The organism is Streptomyces sp. NRRL S-31 (assembly GCF_000718775.1).
GTDB lineage: Bacteria > Actinomycetota > Actinomycetes > Streptomycetales > Streptomycetaceae > Streptomyces.
On the sequence record NZ_JOCB01000060.1, the window covers coordinates 12,120 to 32,002 of the forward strand.

Genomic DNA, 19,883 nt, shown 5'->3' on the forward strand with positions numbered 1-19,883 from the left:
GCTGACGACGGGGCCGGAAGATACGGCAGCCCCACCGAGAACGCCCGGCCCGCCCGTCGGCCGCCGGTACGGCACCGTCCCGCGGCCGGCCCCCGTCAGCCGTCGGTACCCGCGTCGCCCGCGAGCCCGCCGCCCACCGTGAACCCGATGACCGATCCGCCGCCCTCGCGCCGGCAGGCGAACGGCGCTCCGCCGTGGGCCAGGGCCACCTCCCGCACGATGGACAGGCCGAGGCCGGAGCCGGGCAGCGAGCGGGCGTCGGCGGCGCGGTAGAAGCGGTCGAAGATGCGGACGAGGTCGCCGTCGGCGATCCCGGGCCCCCGGTCCAGCACCTCCACCCGCACCGTGCCCGGCCGGGCCGGACCGGTGACGCCGACCTGGATCGGCCCCTTGCCGTCCGGGTCGAACTTGGCCGCGTTCTCGACCAGGTTGGAGATGGCCCGCTGGAGCATCCCGGGCCGTCCGTGGGTCGTGGTGTCGCCGCTGGCGCGCAGCACGACGTCCCGGCCGGTGCGGCGCCGGGCCAGCCCGACGACGTCCTCGGCGAGGTCGGCGAGGTCCACCCGCTGGGGCGGCTCGGCGTCGGACTGCCCGGCGGCGAGGTCGACCAGCTCGTTGACCAGGTCGGTCAGCTCCCTCGCCTCCTGGGAGAGGTCGGCGACCAGGTCCTCCCGGGTGGCGGGCGGGAGTTCGTCGATCCGGCGCAGCAGCGAGATGTTGGTGCGCAGGGAGGTGAGCGGGGTGCGCAGCTCGTGGCCCGCGTCCTGCACCAGCCTGCGCTGGTCCTCCTCCGACTGCGCGAGCCGTCCCAGCATCCGGTCGAAGGCGCGGCCCAGCCGTCCCACCTCGTCCAGCCCGGCCACCGGCACCTGGATGCCGAGCTGCCGGGTGCGGGCGACGTTCTCGGCGGCGGAGGTGAGGACCACCAGGCGGCGGGTGATCCGCCGGGCCAGCCACCAGCCGAACAGCCCGGCCGCCACCACGACCGCGACCATCAGGATCAGCGTCCGCCGCTGGAGCGCCCGCAGCAGGTCCTCGGTGTCGCTGAACTCCTGCGCGACCTGGACCGCGCCCCGCCCGTCGCCGAGCGAGACGGTGGCGATGCGGAACAGGTCCTGGTCCACCCGTACGTCCTTGTGCTGGACGACGTCCCCGGCCGGGCGCGCCACGGCCATCGCCCGGTCCCGGGAGGTGACGGGCAGCACCGGGCTGCCGTGGTCGACGATCTGCCCCCGCGCGCCGAGCACCTGGACGTCGGTGCGGGCGGGGCGGACCAGGTCGTGTCCGGGGCGGGAGGAGGAGAAGTCCTCGGGGCCCATCGTCTGCTGCCGCACCTCGTCCCGTACGTCCCGCACGACCTGGGTGAACACCGACTGCTGGTCGACGCGGACGAGCCGCGCGGCGGAGTTGTACGACAGGATGCCGACGAGGATCGTGACGACGGCGGTGACGGCCGCGAAGGAGACCGCGAAGGTGGTGCGCAGGGAGACCAGCTTCGGCCGGGGGCCGGCCGGCAGCCGCCAGCGGCGGCCCATCTAGTCCTCCCGGAGCACGTAACCCACGCCGCGCACGGTGTGGATCAGCTGCGGGGCGCCGGGCTCGTCCAGCTTGCGGCGCAGGTAGCCGACGTAGACGGCGAGGTTCTTGGAGCCGGGGCCGAAGTCGTAGCCCCAGATCCGGTCGTAGATCGTGGAGTGGTCGAGCACGATGCCCGCGTTGCGCACCAGCAGTTCCAGCAGCTCGAACTCGGTGCGGGTCAGCTCCAGCTCGCGCCGGCCGCGCCAGGCGCGCCGGGCCTGGAGGTCCATGCGCAGACCGGCCGCCTCCAGCAGCCGGTCGGAGACCTGCGCCTCCCGCACCGGGCTCTCCGGGCTCCCGCCGGCGGGCGCGGGGCTGGTCCGGCGCAGCAGGGCGCGCAGCCGGGCGAAGACCTCCTCGACGTCGAACGGCTTGACCACGTAGTCGTCGGCGCCCGCGTCCAGGCCCGCGATGCGGTCGGCGGTCTCCACCAGGGCGGTGAGCATCAGGATGGGGGTGCGGTCGCCCTCGGCGCGCAGGACGCGGCAGACCTGGAGGCCGTCGATGCCCGGCATCATCACGTCCAGGACGAGGACGTCCGGCGGGTTCCTGTGGGTCTGCGCCAGCGCTTCCACGCCGTCGGCGACCGCCGTCACGTCGTACCCCTCCAGCGTCAGGGCACGCTCCAGGGCATGACGGATGGCGCGGTCGTCTTCGGCGAGCAGCACAGTCTGGGGCACGTCACCAGTCTGCCAAGGCTCCCGGCGGTCCGGCCGGGCTCGCCGGACCGACGATCACCCTTTTTACCGGCCTCTCACCGGGACCGGCCCCGGCCGGCCCGCGTGGGCGGGCCGGGTGGGCCGGGGGGAGGGTCAGCTCCGCAGCGCGGCGAGCTGCTCGGCGAAGGGCACCACCGTGTCCTCGGTCCGCCGGGCGGCCAGCGGCAGCAGCGCGGCCAGCTCCCCCGCCGCCCGGTCGATCCGCTCGGCGAGACCTTCCGCGCCCCAGTCCTCGGAGGCGGCGTACACGGCCGTCGGCACGATCACGGCCCGCAGGTAGGCGAAGAGCGGACGCAGGGCGTGCTCCAGCACCAGCGAGTGCCGTCCCGAACCGCCGGTCGCGGCGATCAGCACCGGCTTGCCCGCCAGCGCGTCCTTGTCGAGCACGTCGAAGAACGACTTGAACAGCCCGCTGTACGACGCGCTGAACACCGGGGTGACGACGATCAGTCCGTCGGCCCCCGCCACCGCGTCCTGCGCGGCGGTCAGGGCCTTCCCGGCGAACCCGTTGGTGAAGTTGTGCGCGATCTCGACGGCGAGGTCGCGCAGCTCCACCACCTGGATGTCGACCGGCTCGGTCCGGCCGACCGCGGCGGCCAGCCGGTCGGCCAGCAGCCGGGTGGAGGACGGGACGCTCAGTCCCGCCGAGACGACGACGAGCTTCCTGCGGTCGGTCATACGGTTGCCGCCTCCTTCGCGGTGAGCAGGGACTGGTGGGTCGGGGCCTCCGGCACGTCCGCCGGGCGGCCCTTGGCGAACTCCTCGCGCAGCACCGGCACGACCTCCTCGCCGAGCAGGTCGAGCTGCTCCAGCACGGTCTTCAGCGGCAGTCCCGCGTGGTCCATCAGGAACAGCTGGCGCTGGTAGTCGCCGGCGTACTCGCGGAAGGACAGGGTCCGCTCGATCACCTGCTGCGGCGAGCCGACGGTCAGCGGGGTCTGCTCGGTGAAGTCCTCCAGGGAGGGTCCGTGGCCGTAGACCGGCGCGTTGTCGAAGTACGGCCGGAACTCGCGCACCGCGTCCTGGGAGTTCTTCCGCATGAACGCCTGGCCGCCCAGGCCGACGATGGCCTGCTCGGGCGTGCCGTGCCCGTAGTGGGCGTAGCGCTTCCGGTAGAACTCGACCATCCGCTTGGTGTGCTCGGCGGGCCAGAAGATGTTGTTGTGGAAGAAGCCGTCACCGTAGTACGCGGCCTGCTCGGCGATCTCCGGGGAGCGGATGGAGCCGTGCCAGACGAACGGCGGTACGTCGTCCAGCGGGCGCGGGGTGGAGGTGAAGCCCTGGAGCGGCGTGCGGAACTTGCCCTCCCAGTCGACGACCTCCTCGGTCCACAGGCGGCGCAGCAGGGCGTAGTTCTCGACGGCGAGGTTGATGCCCTCCCGGATGTCCTTGCCGAACCAGGGGTAGACCGGGCCGGTGTTGCCGCGGCCCATCATCAGGTCCACGCGCCCGTCGGCCAGGTGCTGGAGCATCGCGTAGTCCTCCGCGATCTTCACCGGGTCGTTGGTGGTGATCAGCGTGGTGGACGTGGAGAGGATCAGCCGCTCCGTGCGGGCCGCTATGTAGCCGAGCATGGTCGTCGGCGACGACGGCACGAACGGCGGGTTGTGGTGCTCGCCCATCGCGAAGACGTCCAGACCGACCTCTTCGGCCTTCTGCGCGATGGCGACCATCGCCTTGATCCGCTCGCCCTCGGTCGGCGTACGTCCCGTGGTCGGGTCCGGCGTGACGTCACCGACCGTGAAGATCCCGAACTGCATGGCCGCTCACCCTCCAAGTTGTTGACGGTTCAACTATACCCCTCCAACGGCCACCCCTCTCCACGTATTCCGCCCCCCGGCCGTGCCCCGCGAAACCCGGCGCCCGGGGGCGCGGCCGGCGCGTGCGAAGCTGCCCCCATGCCGATCCTCCGCTCCGCCGCCCTCTTCGCCGTCGCCGCGCTGTTCGAGATCGGCGGCGCCTGGCTGGTCTGGCAGGGCGTACGCGAACACCGGGGCTGGCTGTGGGTCACCGGCGGGGTGCTCTCCCTCGGCGTGTACGGCTTCGTCGCCACCTTCCAGCCCGACGCGCACTTCGGCCGCATCCTCGCCGCCTACGGCGGGATCTTCGTGGCCGGCTCGATCCTGTGGGGCGTGGTCGCGGACGGCTACCGTCCCGACCGCTGGGACATCACCGGGGCGCTGGTCTGCCTCGCCGGGATGGCCGTCATCATGTGGGCCCCCCGGGGCGGCGGCTGACGACCGCACGGGCGGCGCGTGCCGGCGGCCGGGGCTCACATACGCTGGACGGAACCGACACCGAAGCAGCCACAGGAGCAGCCATGGCCACCGCCGCCCCGTCCGCCGCCTCCCGCATCGCCGTCGTCACCGGCGCGAGCAGCGGCATCGGCGCCGCCACGGCCCGGCAGCTCGCCGCGGCCGGCTACCGCGTCGTGCTCACCGCCCGCCGCAAGGACCGCGTCGAAGCCCTCGCCGAGGAGCTGACGGACGCCGGACACTCGGCGGTGGCCTACCAGCTCGACGTCACCGACCGGGCGGCCGTGGACGAGTTCGCCTCCGCCTTCCGGACGGTCGGCGTCCTGGTCAACAACGCGGGCGGCGCCCTCGGCGCGGACCCGGTCGCCACCGGCGACCCGGCCCACTGGCGCACGATGTACGAGACCAACGTCATCGGCACCCTCAACCTGACCCAGGCCCTGCTGCCCAAGCTGGTGGCGAGCGGCGACGGCGTCGTGGTGGTCGTCTCCTCCACCGCCGGCCACGGCACCTACGAGGGCGGCGCGGGCTACGTCGCCGCCAAGCACGGCGCGCACGTCCTCGCCGAGACCCTGCGCCTGGAGATCGTCGGCCAGCCGGTCCGCGTCATCGAGATCGCGCCCGGCATGGTCAGGACGGAGGAGTTCGCGCTGACCCGCTTCGGCGGGGACGCGGAGAAGGCCGCGAAGGTCTACCAGGGCGTCGCCGAGCCCCTCACCGCGGACGACGTGGCCGAGACGATCACCTGGGCGGTGACCCGTCCCAGCCACGTCAACGTCGACCTCCTGGTGCTGCGCCCGCGCGCCCAGGCGTCCAACACCAAGGTGCACCGGGAATCCCGATGAGCGACGCCGACTCCCCGGAGAAGCGCCGCCTGGCCCAGGAGACGAAGGACCAGCGCCAGGTCTGGTACTTCCTGGCCTACTTCCTCTTCGGCATCCACTTCGTGGCGTTCGTCATGATCTACGCGGTACGGCACGCGAAGTAGCGGGCCGGTCAGCCCTTCACGCAGACGACCTGCTTCAGCTTGGCCACCACCCGGACCAGGTCCCGCTGCTGGTCGATGACCTGGTCGATCGACTTGTACGCACCCGGTATCTCGTCCACGACGCCGGAGTCCTTGCGGCACTCCACGCCCCGGGTCTGCTCCTCCAGGTCCCTGGTCGAGTACCGCCGCTTGGCCGCGTTCCGGCTCATGCGGCGGCCCGCGCCGTGCGAGGCCGAGTTGAAGGCCAGCTCGTTGCCGAGGCCCTTGACGATGTACGAGCCCGTGCCCATCGAGCCGGGGATGATCCCGTACTCGCCGGAGCCGGCCCGGATCGCGCCCTTGCGGGTGACGAGCAGGTCCACGCCGTCGTACCGCTCCTCCGCCACGTAGTTGTGGTGGCAGGAGATCTCCGCCTCGAAGGCCGGCCTGGCCTTCTTGAACTCCTTGCGGACCACGTCCTTCAGCAGCGCCATCATCAGCGTGCGGTTGTGCCTGGCGTACTCCTGCGCCCAGAACAGGTCGTTGCGGTAGGCCGCCATCTGCGGGGTGTCCGCGATGAAGACCGCGAGGTCGCGGTCGACCAGGCCCTGGTTGTGCGGAAGCCTCTGGGCCACGCCGATGTGGTGCTCGGCGAGCTCCTTGCCGATGTTCCGCGAGCCGGAGTGGAGCATCAGCCACACGGCACCGTCCGTGTCGAGGCACACCTCGACGAAGTGGTTGCCGCCCCCGAGCGTCCCCATCTGCTTCCCGGCGCGTTCCTGACGGAACCTGACCGCTTCCGCGACCCCGTCGAACCGCCCCCAGAACTCCCCCCACCCGGCCGTGGCCAGCCCGTGGAAGTCCCCCGGCCCGACGGGCTCCTCGTGCATCCCCCGGCCCACCGGGATGGCCTGCTCGATCTTCGAACGCAGCCGGGACAGGTCACCGGGGAGATCGTTCGCGGTCAGCGAGGTCCGCACCGCCGACATCCCGCAGCCGATGTCCACCCCGACCGCCGCCGGGCACACCGCGTCCCGCATCGCGATCACCGAACCGACCGTCGCGCCCTTGCCGTAGTGCACGTCCGGCATCACGGCCAGGCCCTTGATCCACGGCAGGGTGGCCACGTTCTGAAGCTGGCGCAGGGCCACGTCCTCCACCGTCGCCGGGTCCGTCCACATCCGGATCGGGACCTTGGCACCCGGCATCTCCACGTACGACATGACTTCCTCATTCCCCCGCAACGGCAACAAAAGGCTCAGTGGCAACAAAACGCAAAAGCGGCGCCAAGGTCGATGAAAGGGACAAGGGACCGGCGTCCACGGCAGTGCGTGCGATACACATTGTCTCCAGGGGGCGCCCCGCCGCGGCAAGCGAATAACCAGCGGGGACACTGGAGCATCCAGCGAGCGCCCAGCGTCGAGAGACCGTCGAGAGGAGCCCGACCGTGCAGCGGAAGGCGTATGTAACCGGCACCGCCGCCCTCCTCGCGGCGCTGCTGGCCGGCTGCACCAGCGGCTCCGGGGACGACGGCGCCACGGACAACGCCAACCCGGGCGACGCCGGCACGACCGCGGTCGCCGCGCAGCCCGGCAAGTACCGCACGCTTCCCGAACCCTGTGGCGCGATCGGCCACGACACCCTGGACGCGCTGCTGCCGGGCATCCAGCGGATCACCGACCCGGTCCAGCGGGACCAGGCGTACCAGGGCGAGGCCGCGCTCACCTACGACACCGATCGCAAGGTCGGCTGCCACTGGAAGGTCGAGTCGGCCGACGTCACCGACCGGCTCTCCGTCGACTTCGAGCGCGTGGTGTCGTACGACAACACCGTCAGCGACGACGACCAGGCGCAGCGGCTGTTCCAGGAGAAGCAGGCGGCGGCCGACCTGCCCCCGCCGAGCAGCTCGGTGCCGCCCGCGTCCCCCACGCCCACGGCGTCGGGGAAGGGCTCGCCGAGCGGCGCCGCGTCCTCGTCCGCGACGGACTCCCCGTCCAAGTCCCCGGTGTCCGCCGGGTCTTCGGGCGCCTCGAAGCCCGCGGACTCCACGGACCCCTCCGGGGCGTCGGGGGCGGCGGGGGCGTCCGGGTCGACGGACCCCGACTCCGGGACCGCGTCCGCCGAGCTCCAGCCGCGCACGCTCTCCGACCTCGGCGACGAGGCGTACCTCGACGACCAGCTCGGCACCTCCGGTTCGACGGCCGAACAGCGGACGGTGACTGTGGTGTTCCGCACGTCCAACGTCGTCGTCACCATCCAGTACGAGGAGCAGCCGACGGCCACCGGAGCGGTCCCCGACAGCAAGGAAATGCAGGACAGGGCCCGTGACCTGGCCGCGCGGCTGGACGACGCGCTGGGCGGCTGACGGCCCGGCCGCCCCCGCCCGGCCCCGCCCGGCGAGCGCCCGAACCGGGACCGCGCGGCTGCTTCACCGCGTACCGTGGCCCCGCAGGAACCCGCACGAACACCGAGCGTCATGAGTGAAGGAACCATGCAGCGAGCAGCCCAGCGAGACGACCGTGCCCAGCCCCGCCAGCGAGCCCAGCGCCTTCGCCGCGTCCTGGTCTGCGCGGCGGCCGTTCCCGCGGTCCTGATCACCGCCGCCTGCTCCTCGGACTCCGGTGACGCGGGGCCCAAGTCCGGCGACGCGAAGTCCACCCGGTCGGCGGGCGGCAGCACCCGGCCGTCGGCGAGCGCGTCACCGACCGTGCGGGCCGCCGTCTACGGGAAGCTGCCCGACGCGTGCGCGGTCCTGCCGAAGAAGACCCTCACCGACCTGGTCCCGGGGGGTGTGAAGTCCGCCAAGAAGGGCAGCTCGGACGACCCGTCGTCGCGGGCGTCCTGCTCCTGGAACAGCCTGGACAACAACGGCGTGAAGGGCTCCCAGTTCCGCTGGCTCAACGTCTCGCTGCTGCGCTTCGACTCGGACACCACGCGGGGCGCCGGCGACGAGCAGGCGCACACCTACTTCACCCAGCAGGTCAAGGACGCCCAGGCGGTGGACGGCGCGAAGGGCACCAAGGTGGTGCCGCTGTCCGGGACCGGCTCGGAGGCCACCGCGATCCGCTACGACCTGAAGAAGAAGGAAGGGCTCTTCAGGCAGCAGACGTTCGTCGTCCGGACCGAGAACGTCGTCGTCACCCTGGACTACAACGGTGCCGGCCTGGCGGGCGAGAAGACCCCGGACGCCGACGACCTGACGAAGGCGGCCGAGAAGGCCGTCAAGGAGGCCGTGTCGTCGGTCTCCTCCGCCAACGGCGGTGACGGCGCGTCGAGTTCGCCGACGTCCGGGCCCTCGTCGTCCTCCGCGTCCGCATCGGCCTCTTCCAGCGCCTCCCCGTCCGGGAAGACCGCCGCGAAGAGCTGACCGGAAAGCCGTAGCAGCCTACCGGCACCACGTCCGCCGTACACGTGTGCCACTCTGTTGCGCGCAACAACACGCAAGGGGAGGGGAGTACGAGTGGCCGTGCCGCAGTTGACCCGGATGCACCGCGTGCTCATAGGCGTAGTCGTGTCCGGCGCCCTGATCATCGCCGGCATCGGATTCGCCGGTTCGTACGCGGCCGTCCGGGAGCTGGCCCTCCAGAAGGGCTTCGGGAACTTCGCCTATGTGTTCCCGGTGGGCATCGACGCGGGCATCTGTGTCCTCCTCGCCCTGGACCTGCTGCTGACCTGGATCCGCATCCCCTTCCCGCTGCTGCGCCAGACGGCGTGGCTGCTGACGGCGGCGACGATCGCGTTCAACGGCGCCGCCGCCTGGCCGGACCCGCTGGGCGTCGGCATGCACGCGGTGATCCCGGTGCTGTTCGTCGTGGCGGTGGAGGCCGCGCGGCACGCGATCGGCCGGATCGCCGACATCACCGCGGACAAGCACATGGAGGGGGTCCGCCTCACCCGCTGGCTGCTCTCGCCGGTGCCGACGTTCCTGCTGTGGCGCCGTATGAAGCTGTGGGAGCTGCGCTCCTACGACCAGGTCATCAAGCTGGAGCAGGAACGCCTCGTCTACCAGGCCCGCCTGCGCTCCCGGTTCGGCCGGACCTGGCGCAGGAAGGCCCCGGTGGAGTCGCTGATGCCGCTGCGGCTGGCCCGGTACGGCGTCCCGCTGGCGGAGACGGCCCCGGCGGGGCTGGCGGCGGCGGGCATCGAGCCGGCGCTGCTGCCCCCGGCGCCGCAGCAGCCGCAGCTCACGGCGGCGGTCACGGACGCCCGGACGGCCCCGGCGGTGTCCGTCCCGCAGCAGGCGGCCCCCCGGGACGAGCGGCGCCCCGGCAGGCCCCCGGCGGACGAGGACGAGCAGAGCCCCTGGTTCCAGGCGCCCCGCGAGGTCGAGTACCAGGGCGGCTACGACCCGACGTACGACCCGATGCTCCAGGAACCCCAGTACGCCCCCGAGGAGCAGTACGAGGAGTGGTACGAGGACCAGGCGCCGGAGGACTTCCAGCAGCCGTCCGCGGAGGAGACCGGCAGCTTCCCCATCCCGGTGAGCCCGACCCGCACCCGTGAGCTGGGCGAGGGTGGCGGCCCGCCGCGGCCCAACCCGTCGGAGGAGGACTACTACCAGGTCTTCCGGAAGTCCATCGACGGCAGCTTCCCCACCCCGCACCAGTTCAGCGAGGCGGTCGAGGCGACGTACGGCAGCGCCCTCCCGCCACGCGAGGCCGACCGCATGGTCAACCGCTTCACCAACCGCTTCAACGCGGAGCTGGAGGAGGACCACATCGCCTGACGGCGCCGGACACCGCGCCCGACGGCATGCGAAAGGGGGCCCTCCCGGTCGGAGGGCCCCCTTTCGCGTCCCGCTCGCTCAGTCCCCGAGCAGCGTCCGCACCCGGTCCTGGCCGACGGCCAGCAGCAGCGTCGGCAGCCGGGGGCCGGTGTCCCGCCCGACGAGCAGGTGGTACAGCAGCGCGAAGAACGCCCGCTGGGCCGTCTTGATCTCGGCCGGCAGCTCCTTCGGCGTGGCGTCGGCGGAGAACCCGGCCTGCACCTTCGGCACGCCGTACACCAGGTGCGTCAGCCCGTCGAGCGACCAGTGCTCGGCCAGCCCGTCGAGCAGCAGCCGCAGCGACTGCCGGGACGCCTCGTCGAGCGACTTCAGCAGCTCGGCGTCCGGCTCGTCCCGCACGATGGTGCGCTGGTCGGCCGGGACCTGCGTGTTGATCCACTCCTCGGCCCGGTCGTACCGCGGCCGCACCTCGTCCAGCGAGGTCAGCGGCTGCTCCGGGTCCAGCTCGGAGAGGATGCGCAGCGCCTGGTCCTCGTGCCCGGCGGTGATGTCGGCGACGGAGGCCAGCGTGCGGTACGGCAGCGGGCGGGCCGTTCCCGGCAGCTCACCGGCGGCGGTGCCGACGGCGCGCGTGTACGCGGCGACGTCGGCCGGCAGGGCGGAGCCGTCGGCGACCTTGGCCGCCAGCTTGTCCCACTCGTCGTAGAGCCGCTGGATCTCCTGGTCGAAGGCGATCTTGAAGGACTGGTTGGGCCGGCGGCGGGCGTACAGCCAGCGCAGCAGCTGCGGCTCCATGATCTTCAGCGCGTCGGCCGGGGTGGGGACCCCGCCGCGCGAGGACGACATCTTCGCCATGCCGCTGATGCCCACGAAGGCGTACATCGGGCCGATCGGCCGCTCGCCGCCGAAGATCGGCACGATCTGCCCGCCGACCTGGAACGACGACCCCGGCGAGGAGTGGTCGACACCGCTGGGCTCGAAGACGACGCCCTCGAACGCCCAGCGCATCGGCCAGTCGACCTTCCAGACCAGCTTGCCGCGGTCGAACTCGTCGAGCCGGACGGTCTCGGAGAAGCCGCACGCGCCGCAGGTGTACGACAGCTCGGTGGTGTCGTCGTCGTAGGAGGTGACCGTCGTCAGGTCCTTCCCGCAGTTGCCGCAGTACGGCTTGTACGGGAAGTACCCGGCGGAGCCGGAGCTGCCGTCGTCCTCGGAGGCGGCGCCGGAGCCCTCCTCGGCCTCCAGCTCGGCCTCGTCCACCTGCTTCTGCTGCTGCTTCTTCGCCGGCTTCGCCTTGGTCCGGTACTGGGCGAGGATCGCGTCGATGTCGCCGCGGTGCCTCATCGCGTGCAGGATCTGCTCGCGGTAGACACCGGAGGTGTACTGGGCCGTCTGGCTGATCCCGTCGAACTCGACACCCAGCTGGGCCAGCGCCTCGGTCATCGCGGCCTTGAAGTGCTCGGCCCAGTTCGGGTACGCCGAACCCTGCGGCGCCGGGACCGAGGTCAGCGGCTTGCCGATGTGCTCGGCCCACGACTCGTCCACGCCGGCGATACCCGCCGGGACCTTGCGGTACCGGTCGTAGTCGTCCCAGGAGATCAGGTGCCGGACCCGGTGGCCGCGGCGGCGGATCTCGTCGGCGACCAGGTGCGGGGTCATCACCTCGCGGAGGTTGCCCAGGTGGATCGGGCCGGAGGGGGAGAGTCCGGACGCGACGACGACCGGTTTGCCCGGAGCCCGACGCTCCGACTCCTCGATGACCTCATCCGCGAAACGGGAGACCCAGTCGGTTGTCTCGGTGCTCTGAGCCACGATCGGCACGTCCTTCTTTCTGAACGGGGTGACGCTCCATTCTCACAGACCGCCCCTCGCCCGGAAAAACGGCTTTGCCCCCCGTGGGATACTGACCGGGACTATCCACCCCACGAGGAGAACGGCACCCATTCCTATGGCCTCGGTCACGTCCCTCAGCGACAGCGTCCAGCAGCACCTCGCGTCCGCCCTCACGGCCACCCTGCCGGCGGCCGCCGGCGCGGACCCGCTGCTGCGACGAAGCGACCGGGCCGACTTCCAGGCCAACGGCATCCTGGCCCTGGCCAAGAAGGAGAAGGCCAACCCGCGGGAGCTGGCGACCCAGGTCGTCGCCCGGGTGGAGACGGGTGACCTGATCGAGGACGTCGAGGTGTCCGGTCCGGGCTTCCTCAACATCCGCATCGCGGACCGGGCGATCACCCAGAACCTGGCCGAGCGGTACGCGGACGAGACGGGCCGCCTCGGCGTGCCGACCGCCGCGCACCCGGGCACCACGGTGATCGACTACGCCCAGCCGAACGTGGCCAAGGAGATGCACGTCGGCCACCTGCGGTCGGCGGTGATCGGCGACGCGGTGGTGCGACTGCTGGAGTTCACCGGCGAGAGCGTGGTCCGGCGCCACCACATCGGCGACTGGGGCACCCAGTTCGGCATGCTCATCCAGTACCTGGAGGAGCACCCGCACGAGCTGGACCACAAGGCGGCCACCGAGGACACCGCGTCCTCCGGCGAGGAGGCGATGTCGAACCTCGACCGCCTCTACAAGGCCGCGCGGAAGCTGTTCGACTCCGACGAGGAGTTCAAGACGCGCGCCCGGCGCCGGGTCGTCGACCTCCAGGCCGGCGACCCCAAGACGCTCGCCATGTGGCAGAAGTTCGTCGACGAGTCGAAGATCTACTTCTTCTCCGTCTTCGAGAAGCTCGACATGGAGGTCCGGGACCCGGACATCGTCGGCGAGTCGGGTTACAACGACATGCTGGCCGAGACCTGCCGCCTGCTGGAGGAGTCGGGCGTCGCCGTCCGCTCCGAGGGCGCGCTGTGCGTCTTCTTCGACGACATCAAGGGCCCGGACGGCAACCCGGTCCCGCTGATCGTGCAGAAGTCGGACGGCGGTTACGGCTACGCGGCCACCGACCTCTCCGCCATCCGCGACCGCGTCTTCAACCTCAAGGCGAACACCCTCCTCTACGTGGTCGACGCCCGGCAGGCCCTGCACTTCCGGATGGTCTTCGAGACGGCACGCCGGGCCGGCTGGCTGAACGACGACGTGACCGCCGTCCAGCTGGCCTTCGGCACGGTCCTCGGCGCGGACGGCAAGCCGTTCAAGACGCGTGCGGGCGAGACGGTCAAGCTCCAGGACCTGCTGGACGAGGCCGTCGAGCGGGCCACGGCCGTGGTCCGGGAGAAGGCCGAGAAGGTGGGCCTGACCGAGCGGGAGATCACGGAGAACGGCCGCCACGTCGGCATCGGCGCCGTGAAGTACGCGGACCTGTCCACCTCCGCGGTCCGGGACTACAAGTTCGACCTGGACCAGATGGTCTCGCTGAACGGCGACACGTCCGTCTACCTCCAGTACGCCTACGCCCGTATCCAGTCCATCCTGCGCAAGGCAGGCGAGGCCCGCCCGGCCGCCCACCCGGAGCTGGAGCTGGCCCCGGCCGAGCGCGCGCTGGGCCTGCACCTGGACCGGTTCGCGGAGACAGTGCTGGAGGTGGCGGCGGGGTACGAGCCGCACAAGCTGGCCGCCTACCTGTACCAGCTGGCCTCGCACCTGACGACGTTCTACGACCAGTGCCAGGTGCTGTCCGCCGACAACCCGGCCGAGGTCGTGGAGAACCGCCTGTTCCTGGTGGACCTCACGGCCCGCACCCTGCACCGGGGCATGGACCTGCTCGGCATCAGGACGCCCGAGAAGCTCTGACCCGCGGCACCCCGGGGCCGGTGCGAGCGGGAAGACCGCTCGCACCGGCCCGCGGCGTTCCCTACCCCCGGTCGGTAGGCTCCTCCCCGGCCCCGCCCGCGTGGCTGTCGAGGAGTTCCCGCGCACGGCGTGCCAGGGCCCGCCGCACGGAGTCCGGCGCCAGCACCCGCAACGGCGTCGCCAGGCCGAGCAGATAGCGGGCGAGGCCGTCCGGGTCCGGGCCGCCGACCTCGACCAGGGTGGCGTCGGGTCCGTCCGCGCGGTGGGTGCCCACGGTCGGCGGGACGAGCCGCAGCGCCTCCTGGAGGGGGAGCGGGAGGCGGACGGTCGCGGACAGCGGGTAGGGGCCGTTCGCGGTGTTGTGCGAGACGAACCGGGCCGGGTCCGGCGGGTCGGTGATCTCCACCGGCTGCCCGGTGGGCACCAGCCGCTCGACCCGGTCGGCCCGGAACGTCCGCCACCCCCGGGCCACGTCCCGGGCGACGAAGTACCAGCGCCGGCCGGTGTGGACGAGCCGGTACGGATCGGCGTCCCGGACCGTGCTCCGCCCCTGCCCGTCGCGGTACGACAGCCGGACCCGCTCCCCGCGCCGGCAGGCCGCGGCCAACTCCAGCAGCATGCCCGGCCGGATCCGCGGCTCCTCGGGCCAGGGCAGCCGGACGAAGGTGTCGTCCCACTCCCCCAACCGCTCGGCGATCCGCGGCGGCAGCACCTGGCGCAGCTTCAGCAGCGCGGACAGCGCGGCCTGGTCCCCGCCGAGGGCCCCGCCGAGCGCCGCACCCCGCAGCCCCACGGCCACCGCCAGCGCCTCCTCGTCGTCCAGGATCAGCGGCGGCACGCGCGCCCCCGCACGGAGCCGGTAACCGCCCCAGGGACCGGCGTCGGAGTCGACGGTGTAGCCCAGCTCCCGCAGCCTGGCGACGTCCCGCCGCACGGTGCGGTCGGTGACGGCCATGCGCTCGGCCAGCTCTGCCGAGGTCCAGGAGGGCCGGGAGGCGAGCAGCGACAGCAGACGCAGCAGACGGGCGGACGCGCTGAGCACGCGCGAAGTCTTCCACACCGGCCGGGCACAACCAGGACCGGACCTGTCCGGATCACGTCCTACGGTCGCCCCATGACCACGAAGAACACGACCACGGAGAACACGACCGCGGAGAACACCTCCGCTTCCGTTTCCGCGCCCGCGTTCCGCTACGTCGGCGTCACCCTCGACTGCGCCGACCCCGCGGACCTCGCCCGCTTCTACGCCGGGATGTTCGGCCTGGACGTCACCTACACCGGTGACGACTTCGTCTTCCTCGGCGGCGCGGACGGCACACCGGGCCTCGGCTTCAACCGCCTGGCCGACTACCGCCGCCCCACCTGGCCGGACCCCGCCCAGGAGAAGCAGGCCCACATCGAGGTGGGCGTGGACGACCTGGACACGGCCGAGGAGCACCTGCTGGAGCAGGGCGCCACCAAGCCGGAGACCCAGCCGCAGCCGCACCGCTGGCGGGTCCTGCTGGACCCGGCCGGGCATCCGTTCTGCATCACGACGCTGGCCTGAGCCCCGAGCCGGTCCGCCGGGAAAGCGGAGGTCAACGACGTTGTCAGTGGCCGCCGTTACAGTCGGCGGCATGGCGACTCTTCCCAACCCGCTGCCCCGGCTGGCCACCGACCCCAGTGGACGTTCCCTGGGGCTGCGACTGCCGCCCGGCAGGCTGGTGACCGAGACGGACGACGGACCCTGGCACGAACCCCTGCTGTGGCACGCGGAGAAGCCCTCCGCGCCCGGGACCTGGAAGGCCCTCGGCGCACCGGCGGCCCGCACGGGGCTGCTGCCGGTGCTGGTGGACCTGGCCGGCTGCCCGGCCGGCCCGGAGGACTGGGTGCTGCTGCCCGGCGAGGCGTCGTACCCGGGGGACCACGACGCCGAGGAGGTCCTCGCGGAGTACTGGGCGGAGGAGACCGACGGGCAGCCCGGCGGTGAGACCGAGACCGAGCCGTTCGGGGTCGAATGGCCGGGGCTCGCGCCCGCCGGGACCCTGGCCGCCGGCCCGGAGACCCGGGCCGCGCAGGTCGCCGACGCCCTCCACCACGACCGGGAGACCTGGGCCGAGTGGCTGGAGGAACCGCACCTGGCACTGGTCCCCGCCCGCCGCTCCGCCGACATACCGGCGGCGATCGGCTGGAGCGGCCCGCTGGACTACGAGGCCGACGTGGCCAGGGTCAGCGCGGTGCTGCGGTCCTGGGAGGACCGGTTCGGCGCCCGGGTCGTGGGGCTGGGCCCGGACACGCTGGTCGTCTCCGTCGCGGCGCCGCCCGGCAGCGCCGACGCCGCCGAGCTGCTGGCCGCCGAGCACTACGCCCTGTGCCCGGACGCCGTCGCCCGGAGCGGGCCGGGAAGCGTCCGGGCGTACGCCAAGGAGCTGGTCGGTGCCACCAGTTGGACCTTCTGGTGGGACTGACGGCCGGCGGGCCCGGGCGGGCTCAGCCGGTCTCCGACGCGGGCTTCCACTTCGCGCCGCCGAGCGGGAAGGCGTACGCCGGCCGTCCGTTGTTGCCGCTGGTGCGGAACGGGCGCCCGGCGTCGTCGATCAGCAGCGTGCCGTGCCGGCTCCCGCTGGACCAGGTCAGCTCCAGGTACCAGCTCACGTCGTACGCCGACGCGTCCGCCGTGATGTAGAAGACCTCGGGATCGGACTGGCTCACCTTGAACGGGAAGTCCGCGCTCCCGGCCGCGGGTACGGGCGCGGGGCGCATCGCGTCCAGGGCGACCGAGAAGGACCGGCTCGGCACACCGCCGCCGCAGCCGACGCCCGGGTAGCCCATGGCGTAGTCGTTCCAGGCGAGCGGGGACCGCTTGCCCGCCATGCGCACCGAGAGCCGCTCCAGGACGACGGTCTCCTTGCCGGTGCCCTGCACGGTGAAGGTGACGAACTGCTCCCCCGCCGACACCGCCTGGTGCACCGCCACCCAGGCGGGCGCGTCCTGCTCCAGCGGCGGCGGGGCGACGCCGGTCGGCGGCCGGTCGATCAGGTAGTGCTGGGAGCAGGGGTCCACCCAGGAGTAGGGGCGGGTCGTGACCGTGAGGGGCGGGGCGGTGGACGCCCGCCCGGTCGCGGAGGCGGCCGGCTCGCCGGTGCCGCCCGCGGCGGCGTCGGGGGTCTTGGCGGGGGGCGAGGCCGAGCGGGTGGCGGACCGGTGCGGTGCCGGGCTGCCGGACGTCGGCGTGGACGGCATGCGGTGCGGTGCGGCGGTCCGGGAGGCGTCCGAGGTCGCCACGGCCGCCGGGGCCGCCTTGCCGTCCTGTTCCCCGTCCCCGGAGGACAGGTTCAGGGCGACCGCGACGCCGCCGAGCAGCGCGGTGACGGTGAGGGCGGCGAGGAGGGCGGTACGGCGCCGCCGCCCCACCCCGGCCGACGGCTTCGCCTCCGACTCCGGCTCCGACTTCGGCTCCAGCACCGGCACCGGGTCCGGGTCCGGGTCCGGGTGTGAGCCGCCCACGGACACCGGCTCCGGCTGTGACACCGGCTTCGGCTCCTCCCGCGGCGCCGCCCCCGGTTCCGGCGGCGCCACCGCGGCGGCCACCGCCCCCGCCTCCCGCTCCGGCCCCTTCCGCCCCCGCACCGCGTCGGCCAGGACCCACCGCCGGTGCAGTTCCACCAGCTCCACGGGCGTGGCCTTGCAGAGGCGGGCCAGCCGCTCCACGGGCGCGTAGTCGGCCGGTACGGCGTCCCCGTTGCAGTAGCGGTGGAGTGTCGACGTACTCATGTGGAGCCGTTTGGCGAGCGCGCCGTAGCTGTGTCCGGAGCGGTTCTTCAACTCCCTCAGCAGCTCGGCGAAACCGCTCTCGGGCATGCCCTCCGCCACCGTTCCTCCGTCCCCCTCGTCCCACCCCGGCATTCCAAGGAAGGGTCGTTTCCCCAGGTCAAAGCCGATATGGGCATTCCAGCGTCCCGGATCGCCGGCATGCGCTGGCCACCGGGACGGGCCCGCCCACAGGCTGTTGGTCATCCAAGCACGACAACCGGCCCAGCCCGAAAGAGGACTTGCCATGCGTATGCGCCACATTCGTCTGCTCGCCGCCACCGGCACCGCCGTCGCCGCCCTGGCGCTCACGGCGTGCGACAACGGGACGGGCACCGAGGACGAGGGCGCCTCCCGGCCGACGGCGACGGAGACGAGCGGGACGGGGGCGGGCGCGTCCGGGACCCCCACGGGGACCGCCGCCCCGGACGACACGACCGGTGCCGGGACCGGGAACGACACCGCCGACAAGACGGCGGACGGAGCGCCCACGGCCGGTACCCACACGCCCGGCACCCGGCCCACCGCCTCCGCGAGCGGCCAGGACACCGGCACCGGCCGTTCGACGGTGCTGTGCAACGGCGCGAACACCACCGTCACCGCCCAGCCGCTCACCCGGCCGCTGAACCACCTGCTGCTCACGGTGAGGAACACCGGGGGCAAGACCTGCGAGCTGCCCTACCACCCCGTCCTGCGCTTCGACCAGATGCAGTGGGTGCCGCAGGCCGACGAGGACACCCGGCCGCAGGCCGTGGTCTCCCTGGCCCCGGGCGAGTCGGGGTACGCGGGCGTGCTGCTGTCGGCCGCCGACGGCGGCGGCACCGGCGGCAGGACCGCCCGGAAGCTGACCGTGGCCTTCCAGGGACTCACCCCGAACAGCAGCGGCGGACCCTCCGCGACCCCGGCGCTGCCCGCCAAGGGCGTCTTCTACGACAGCGCGCTGAAGGTGACGTACTGGCAGCAGGACCTGGACGCCATCAGCAGCTGGTGAACCGGCTAGCGGAGCTTCCGGGCCGCCTCGGTGGCCCAGTAGGTGAGGATGTTCCGCGCCCCGGCCCGCTTGATGCCGGTGAGGGTCTCGAGGATCGCCTGGTCCCGGTCGATCCAGCCCTTCTCGGCGGCGGCCTCGACCATCGCGTACTCGCCGGAGATCTGGTAGGCGGCCACCGGCACGTCCACCGCGTCCGCGACCCGGGCGAGGATGTCGAGGTAGGGGCCGGCCGGCTTGACCATGACCATGTCGGCACCCTCGGCGAGGTCCAGCTCCAGCTCCCGCAGGGACTCGCGCCAGTTGGCGGGATCCTGCTGGTACGTCTTGCGGTCGCCCTTGAGGGAGGAGGCGACGGCCTCGCGGAAGGGGCCGAAGAAGGCGGAGGAGTACTTGACGGTGTAGGCGAGGATCGCGACGTCCTCCCGGCCGATCTGGTCGAGCGCGTCGCGGATGACGCCGATCTGGCCGTCCATCATGCCGCTCGGACCGACGACGTGGGCGCCGGCGTCGGCCTGCACCTGCGCCATCTCGGCGTACCGCTCCAGGGTGGCGTCGTTGTCGACGCGGCCCTCGGCGTCCAGCACACCGCAGTGCCCGTGGTCGGTGAACTCGTCCAGGCACAGGTCGGACATGACGAGCAGGTCGTCGCCGACCTCGGCGCGGACGTCCCGCAGGGCGACCTGGAGGATCCCGTCCGGGTCGGTGCCGGCAGTGCCCTGGGCGTCCTTCTTCCCGTCCTCCGGCACGCCGAACAGCATGATCCCGGAGACCCCGGCCTCCACGGCCTCCAGCGCGGCCTTCTTCAGGCTGTCCCGGGTGTGCTGCACGACCCCGGGCATCGCCCCGATCGGCACCGGCTCACTGACGCCCTCCCGGACGAACGCCGGAAGGATGAAGTCGGCGGGGTGCAGCCGGGTCTCGGCGACCATGCGGCGCATGACGGGGGTGGTGCGCAGCCGTCGAGGACGCGTACCGGGAAAGGATCCGTACTTCGACATGCCCTCTACGCTACGCCCGCCCGGCCCGCGCCTTTGCCGACGCGGTGTCGGACCGCCGGGCCGCCGTCCCGGGCCCCGGCGCCGCGAAGCGGCGCGGCCCACCCACCCCCTGTCCGGCCGTCCGGAA

Annotated in this window: 19 protein-coding genes; 10 read left to right on the forward strand and 9 right to left on the reverse strand. The window is 72.7% G+C overall.

What is annotated here, in order from left to right:
• Window positions 1-95: 95 nt before the first annotated feature.
• The 4 genes from IF37_RS0122975 to IF37_RS0122990 form a co-directional block, all read right to left on the reverse strand.
• A complete protein-coding gene (locus IF37_RS0122975; RefSeq protein ID WP_030745521.1) occupies window positions 96-1,535 on the reverse strand; it encodes an ATP-binding protein in 1,440 nt (479 codons plus the stop codon).
• The gene (locus IF37_RS0122980) at window positions 1,536-2,246 is read right to left on the reverse strand and encodes a response regulator transcription factor (RefSeq protein WP_030745523.1); all 711 of its coding nucleotides are present in this window, start codon (window positions 2,244-2,246) and stop codon (window positions 1,536-1,538) included.
• A gap of 144 nt (window positions 2,247-2,390) precedes the next feature.
• Window positions 2,391-2,975: an FMN reductase gene (locus tag IF37_RS0122985; RefSeq protein WP_030745526.1), complete on the reverse strand. Its 585-nt coding sequence runs from the start codon at window positions 2,973-2,975 to the stop codon at window positions 2,391-2,393.
• Window positions 2,972-4,057, reverse strand: a complete 1,086-nt coding sequence (locus IF37_RS0122990; RefSeq protein ID WP_030745528.1) for an LLM class flavin-dependent oxidoreductase — start codon at window positions 4,055-4,057, stop codon at window positions 2,972-2,974. Before IF37_RS0122990 ends, IF37_RS0122985 begins: the two co-directional genes overlap by 4 nt.
• A 138-nt stretch (window positions 4,058-4,195) precedes the next feature.
• Between IF37_RS0122990 and IF37_RS0122995 the strand changes: the two genes are divergently transcribed.
• From IF37_RS0122995 to IF37_RS45005, 3 genes are all read left to right on the forward strand, one after another.
• Window positions 4,196-4,534, forward strand: coding sequence for a YnfA family protein (locus tag IF37_RS0122995; RefSeq protein ID WP_030745530.1), 339 nt, complete (start codon window positions 4,196-4,198; stop codon window positions 4,532-4,534).
• An 83-nt stretch (window positions 4,535-4,617) separates the two neighbouring features.
• Window positions 4,618-5,397 carry an SDR family NAD(P)-dependent oxidoreductase gene (locus tag IF37_RS0123000; protein WP_030745532.1) on the forward strand — a complete coding sequence of 260 codons (780 nt, stop codon included), beginning with the start codon at window positions 4,618-4,620 and terminating at the stop codon, window positions 5,395-5,397.
• Window positions 5,394-5,540, forward strand: a complete 147-nt coding sequence (locus IF37_RS45005; protein WP_173456963.1) for a hypothetical protein — start codon at window positions 5,394-5,396, stop codon at window positions 5,538-5,540. The genes IF37_RS0123000 and IF37_RS45005 overlap by 4 nt, the downstream gene beginning before the upstream one ends.
• Window positions 5,541-5,548: 8 nt before the next feature.
• Here the strand turns inward: IF37_RS45005 and IF37_RS0123010 are convergent, their stop codons facing one another.
• Window positions 5,549-6,742, reverse strand: coding sequence for an RtcB family protein (locus IF37_RS0123010; protein ID WP_030745534.1), 1,194 nt, complete (start codon window positions 6,740-6,742; stop codon window positions 5,549-5,551).
• A 224-nt stretch (window positions 6,743-6,966) separates the two neighbouring features.
• Between IF37_RS0123010 and IF37_RS0123015 the strand changes: the two genes are divergently transcribed.
• From IF37_RS0123015 to IF37_RS0123025, 3 genes are all read left to right on the forward strand, one after another.
• Window positions 6,967-7,884 (forward strand): hypothetical protein, encoded by a 918-nt coding sequence (locus IF37_RS0123015; protein WP_030745536.1) that lies wholly within the window; start codon window positions 6,967-6,969, stop codon window positions 7,882-7,884.
• Window positions 7,885-8,010: 126 nt separating this feature from the next.
• Window positions 8,011-8,886 carry a DUF3558 family protein gene (locus IF37_RS0123020; RefSeq protein WP_253915821.1) on the forward strand — a complete coding sequence of 292 codons (876 nt, stop codon included), beginning with the start codon at window positions 8,011-8,013 and terminating at the stop codon, window positions 8,884-8,886.
• 117 nt (window positions 8,887-9,003) lie between these two features.
• Window positions 9,004-10,245, forward strand: a complete 1,242-nt coding sequence (locus IF37_RS0123025) for a DUF2637 domain-containing protein (protein ID WP_030745540.1) — start codon at window positions 9,004-9,006, stop codon at window positions 10,243-10,245.
• Window positions 10,246-10,323: 78 nt separating this feature from the next.
• Here the strand turns inward: IF37_RS0123025 and lysS are convergent, their stop codons facing one another.
• Window positions 10,324-12,066, reverse strand: coding sequence for a lysine--tRNA ligase (lysS, locus tag IF37_RS0123030; RefSeq protein WP_030745543.1), 1,743 nt, complete (start codon window positions 12,064-12,066; stop codon window positions 10,324-10,326).
• A 127-nt stretch (window positions 12,067-12,193) separates the two neighbouring features.
• Here lysS and argS point away from each other — a divergent pair, with 127 nt between their 5' ends.
• On the forward strand, window positions 12,194-13,978 hold the full coding sequence (argS, locus tag IF37_RS0123035) for an arginine--tRNA ligase (protein ID WP_030745546.1): 1,785 nt from the start codon (window positions 12,194-12,196) through the stop codon (window positions 13,976-13,978).
• 61 nt (window positions 13,979-14,039) lie between these two features.
• Here the strand turns inward: argS and IF37_RS0123040 are convergent, their stop codons facing one another.
• Window positions 14,040-15,020: a YafY family protein gene (locus IF37_RS0123040; RefSeq protein WP_030745549.1), complete on the reverse strand. Its 981-nt coding sequence runs from the start codon at window positions 15,018-15,020 to the stop codon at window positions 14,040-14,042.
• Between the two features lie 72 nt (window positions 15,021-15,092).
• On the opposite strand from IF37_RS0123040, the gene IF37_RS0123045 reads away from it, so the two are divergent.
• Together IF37_RS0123045 and IF37_RS0123050 are read left to right on the forward strand one after the other, a co-directional pair.
• Window positions 15,093-15,524, forward strand: a complete 432-nt coding sequence (locus IF37_RS0123045) for a VOC family protein (protein ID WP_030745552.1) — start codon at window positions 15,093-15,095, stop codon at window positions 15,522-15,524.
• A gap of 70 nt (window positions 15,525-15,594) precedes the next feature.
• Entirely contained in the window at window positions 15,595-16,425 is an 831-nt protein-coding gene (locus tag IF37_RS0123050; RefSeq protein WP_030745554.1) for a DUF4253 domain-containing protein, read from the forward strand.
• Between the two features lie 22 nt (window positions 16,426-16,447).
• Here IF37_RS0123050 and IF37_RS0123055 read toward each other — a convergent pair whose 3' ends face one another.
• Complete coding sequence (locus IF37_RS0123055) at window positions 16,448-17,818, reverse strand: helix-turn-helix transcriptional regulator (protein WP_030745556.1); 1,371 nt, start codon at window positions 17,816-17,818, stop codon at window positions 16,448-16,450.
• Between the two features lie 202 nt (window positions 17,819-18,020).
• Between IF37_RS0123055 and IF37_RS0123060 the strand changes: the two genes are divergently transcribed.
• Window positions 18,021-18,758: a DUF4232 domain-containing protein gene (locus IF37_RS0123060; RefSeq protein ID WP_037856919.1), complete on the forward strand. Its 738-nt coding sequence runs from the start codon at window positions 18,021-18,023 to the stop codon at window positions 18,756-18,758.
• A 5-nt stretch (window positions 18,759-18,763) separates the two neighbouring features.
• On the opposite strand, the gene hemB is transcribed toward IF37_RS0123060, so the two are convergent.
• Entirely contained in the window at window positions 18,764-19,756 is a 993-nt protein-coding gene (hemB, locus tag IF37_RS0123065) for a porphobilinogen synthase (protein ID WP_030745562.1), read from the reverse strand.
• Window positions 19,757-19,883 lie beyond the last annotated feature (127 nt).

Excerpts from the sequence above, each read along its gene's own strand:
- IF37_RS0123020 (WP_253915821.1), top strand. The coding sequence starts at position 8,011 with ATGCAGCGAGCAGCCCAGCGAGACGACCGTGCCCAGCCCCGCCAGCGA.
- argS (WP_030745546.1), top strand. The coding sequence starts at position 12,194 with ATGGCCTCGGTCACGTCCCTCAGCGACAGCGTCCAGCAGCACCTCGCG.
- IF37_RS0122995 (WP_030745530.1), top strand. The coding sequence starts at position 4,196 with ATGCCGATCCTCCGCTCCGCCGCCCTCTTCGCCGTCGCCGCGCTGTTC.
- IF37_RS0123045 (WP_030745552.1), top strand. The coding sequence starts at position 15,093 with ATGACCACGAAGAACACGACCACGGAGAACACGACCGCGGAGAACACC.
- IF37_RS0123055 (WP_030745556.1), bottom strand. The coding sequence starts at position 17,818 with ATGCCCGAGAGCGGTTTCGCCGAGCTGCTGAGGGAGTTGAAGAACCGC.
- hemB (WP_030745562.1), bottom strand. The coding sequence starts at position 19,756 with ATGTCGAAGTACGGATCCTTTCCCGGTACGCGTCCTCGACGGCTGCGC.
- IF37_RS0123010 (WP_030745534.1), bottom strand. The coding sequence starts at position 6,742 with ATGTCGTACGTGGAGATGCCGGGTGCCAAGGTCCCGATCCGGATGTGG.
- IF37_RS0122985 (WP_030745526.1), bottom strand. The coding sequence starts at position 2,975 with ATGACCGACCGCAGGAAGCTCGTCGTCGTCTCGGCGGGACTGAGCGTC.
- IF37_RS0123060 (WP_037856919.1), top strand. The coding sequence starts at position 18,021 with ATGCGCCACATTCGTCTGCTCGCCGCCACCGGCACCGCCGTCGCCGCC.
- IF37_RS0122975 (WP_030745521.1), bottom strand. The coding sequence starts at position 1,535 with ATGGGCCGCCGCTGGCGGCTGCCGGCCGGCCCCCGGCCGAAGCTGGTC.
- IF37_RS0123050 (WP_030745554.1), top strand. The coding sequence starts at position 15,595 with ATGGCGACTCTTCCCAACCCGCTGCCCCGGCTGGCCACCGACCCCAGT.
- IF37_RS0123000 (WP_030745532.1), top strand. The coding sequence starts at position 4,618 with ATGGCCACCGCCGCCCCGTCCGCCGCCTCCCGCATCGCCGTCGTCACC.
- IF37_RS0122990 (WP_030745528.1), bottom strand. The coding sequence starts at position 4,057 with ATGCAGTTCGGGATCTTCACGGTCGGTGACGTCACGCCGGACCCGACC.
- IF37_RS0123025 (WP_030745540.1), top strand. The coding sequence starts at position 9,004 with ATGCACCGCGTGCTCATAGGCGTAGTCGTGTCCGGCGCCCTGATCATC.
- IF37_RS45005 (WP_173456963.1), top strand. The coding sequence starts at position 5,394 with ATGAGCGACGCCGACTCCCCGGAGAAGCGCCGCCTGGCCCAGGAGACG.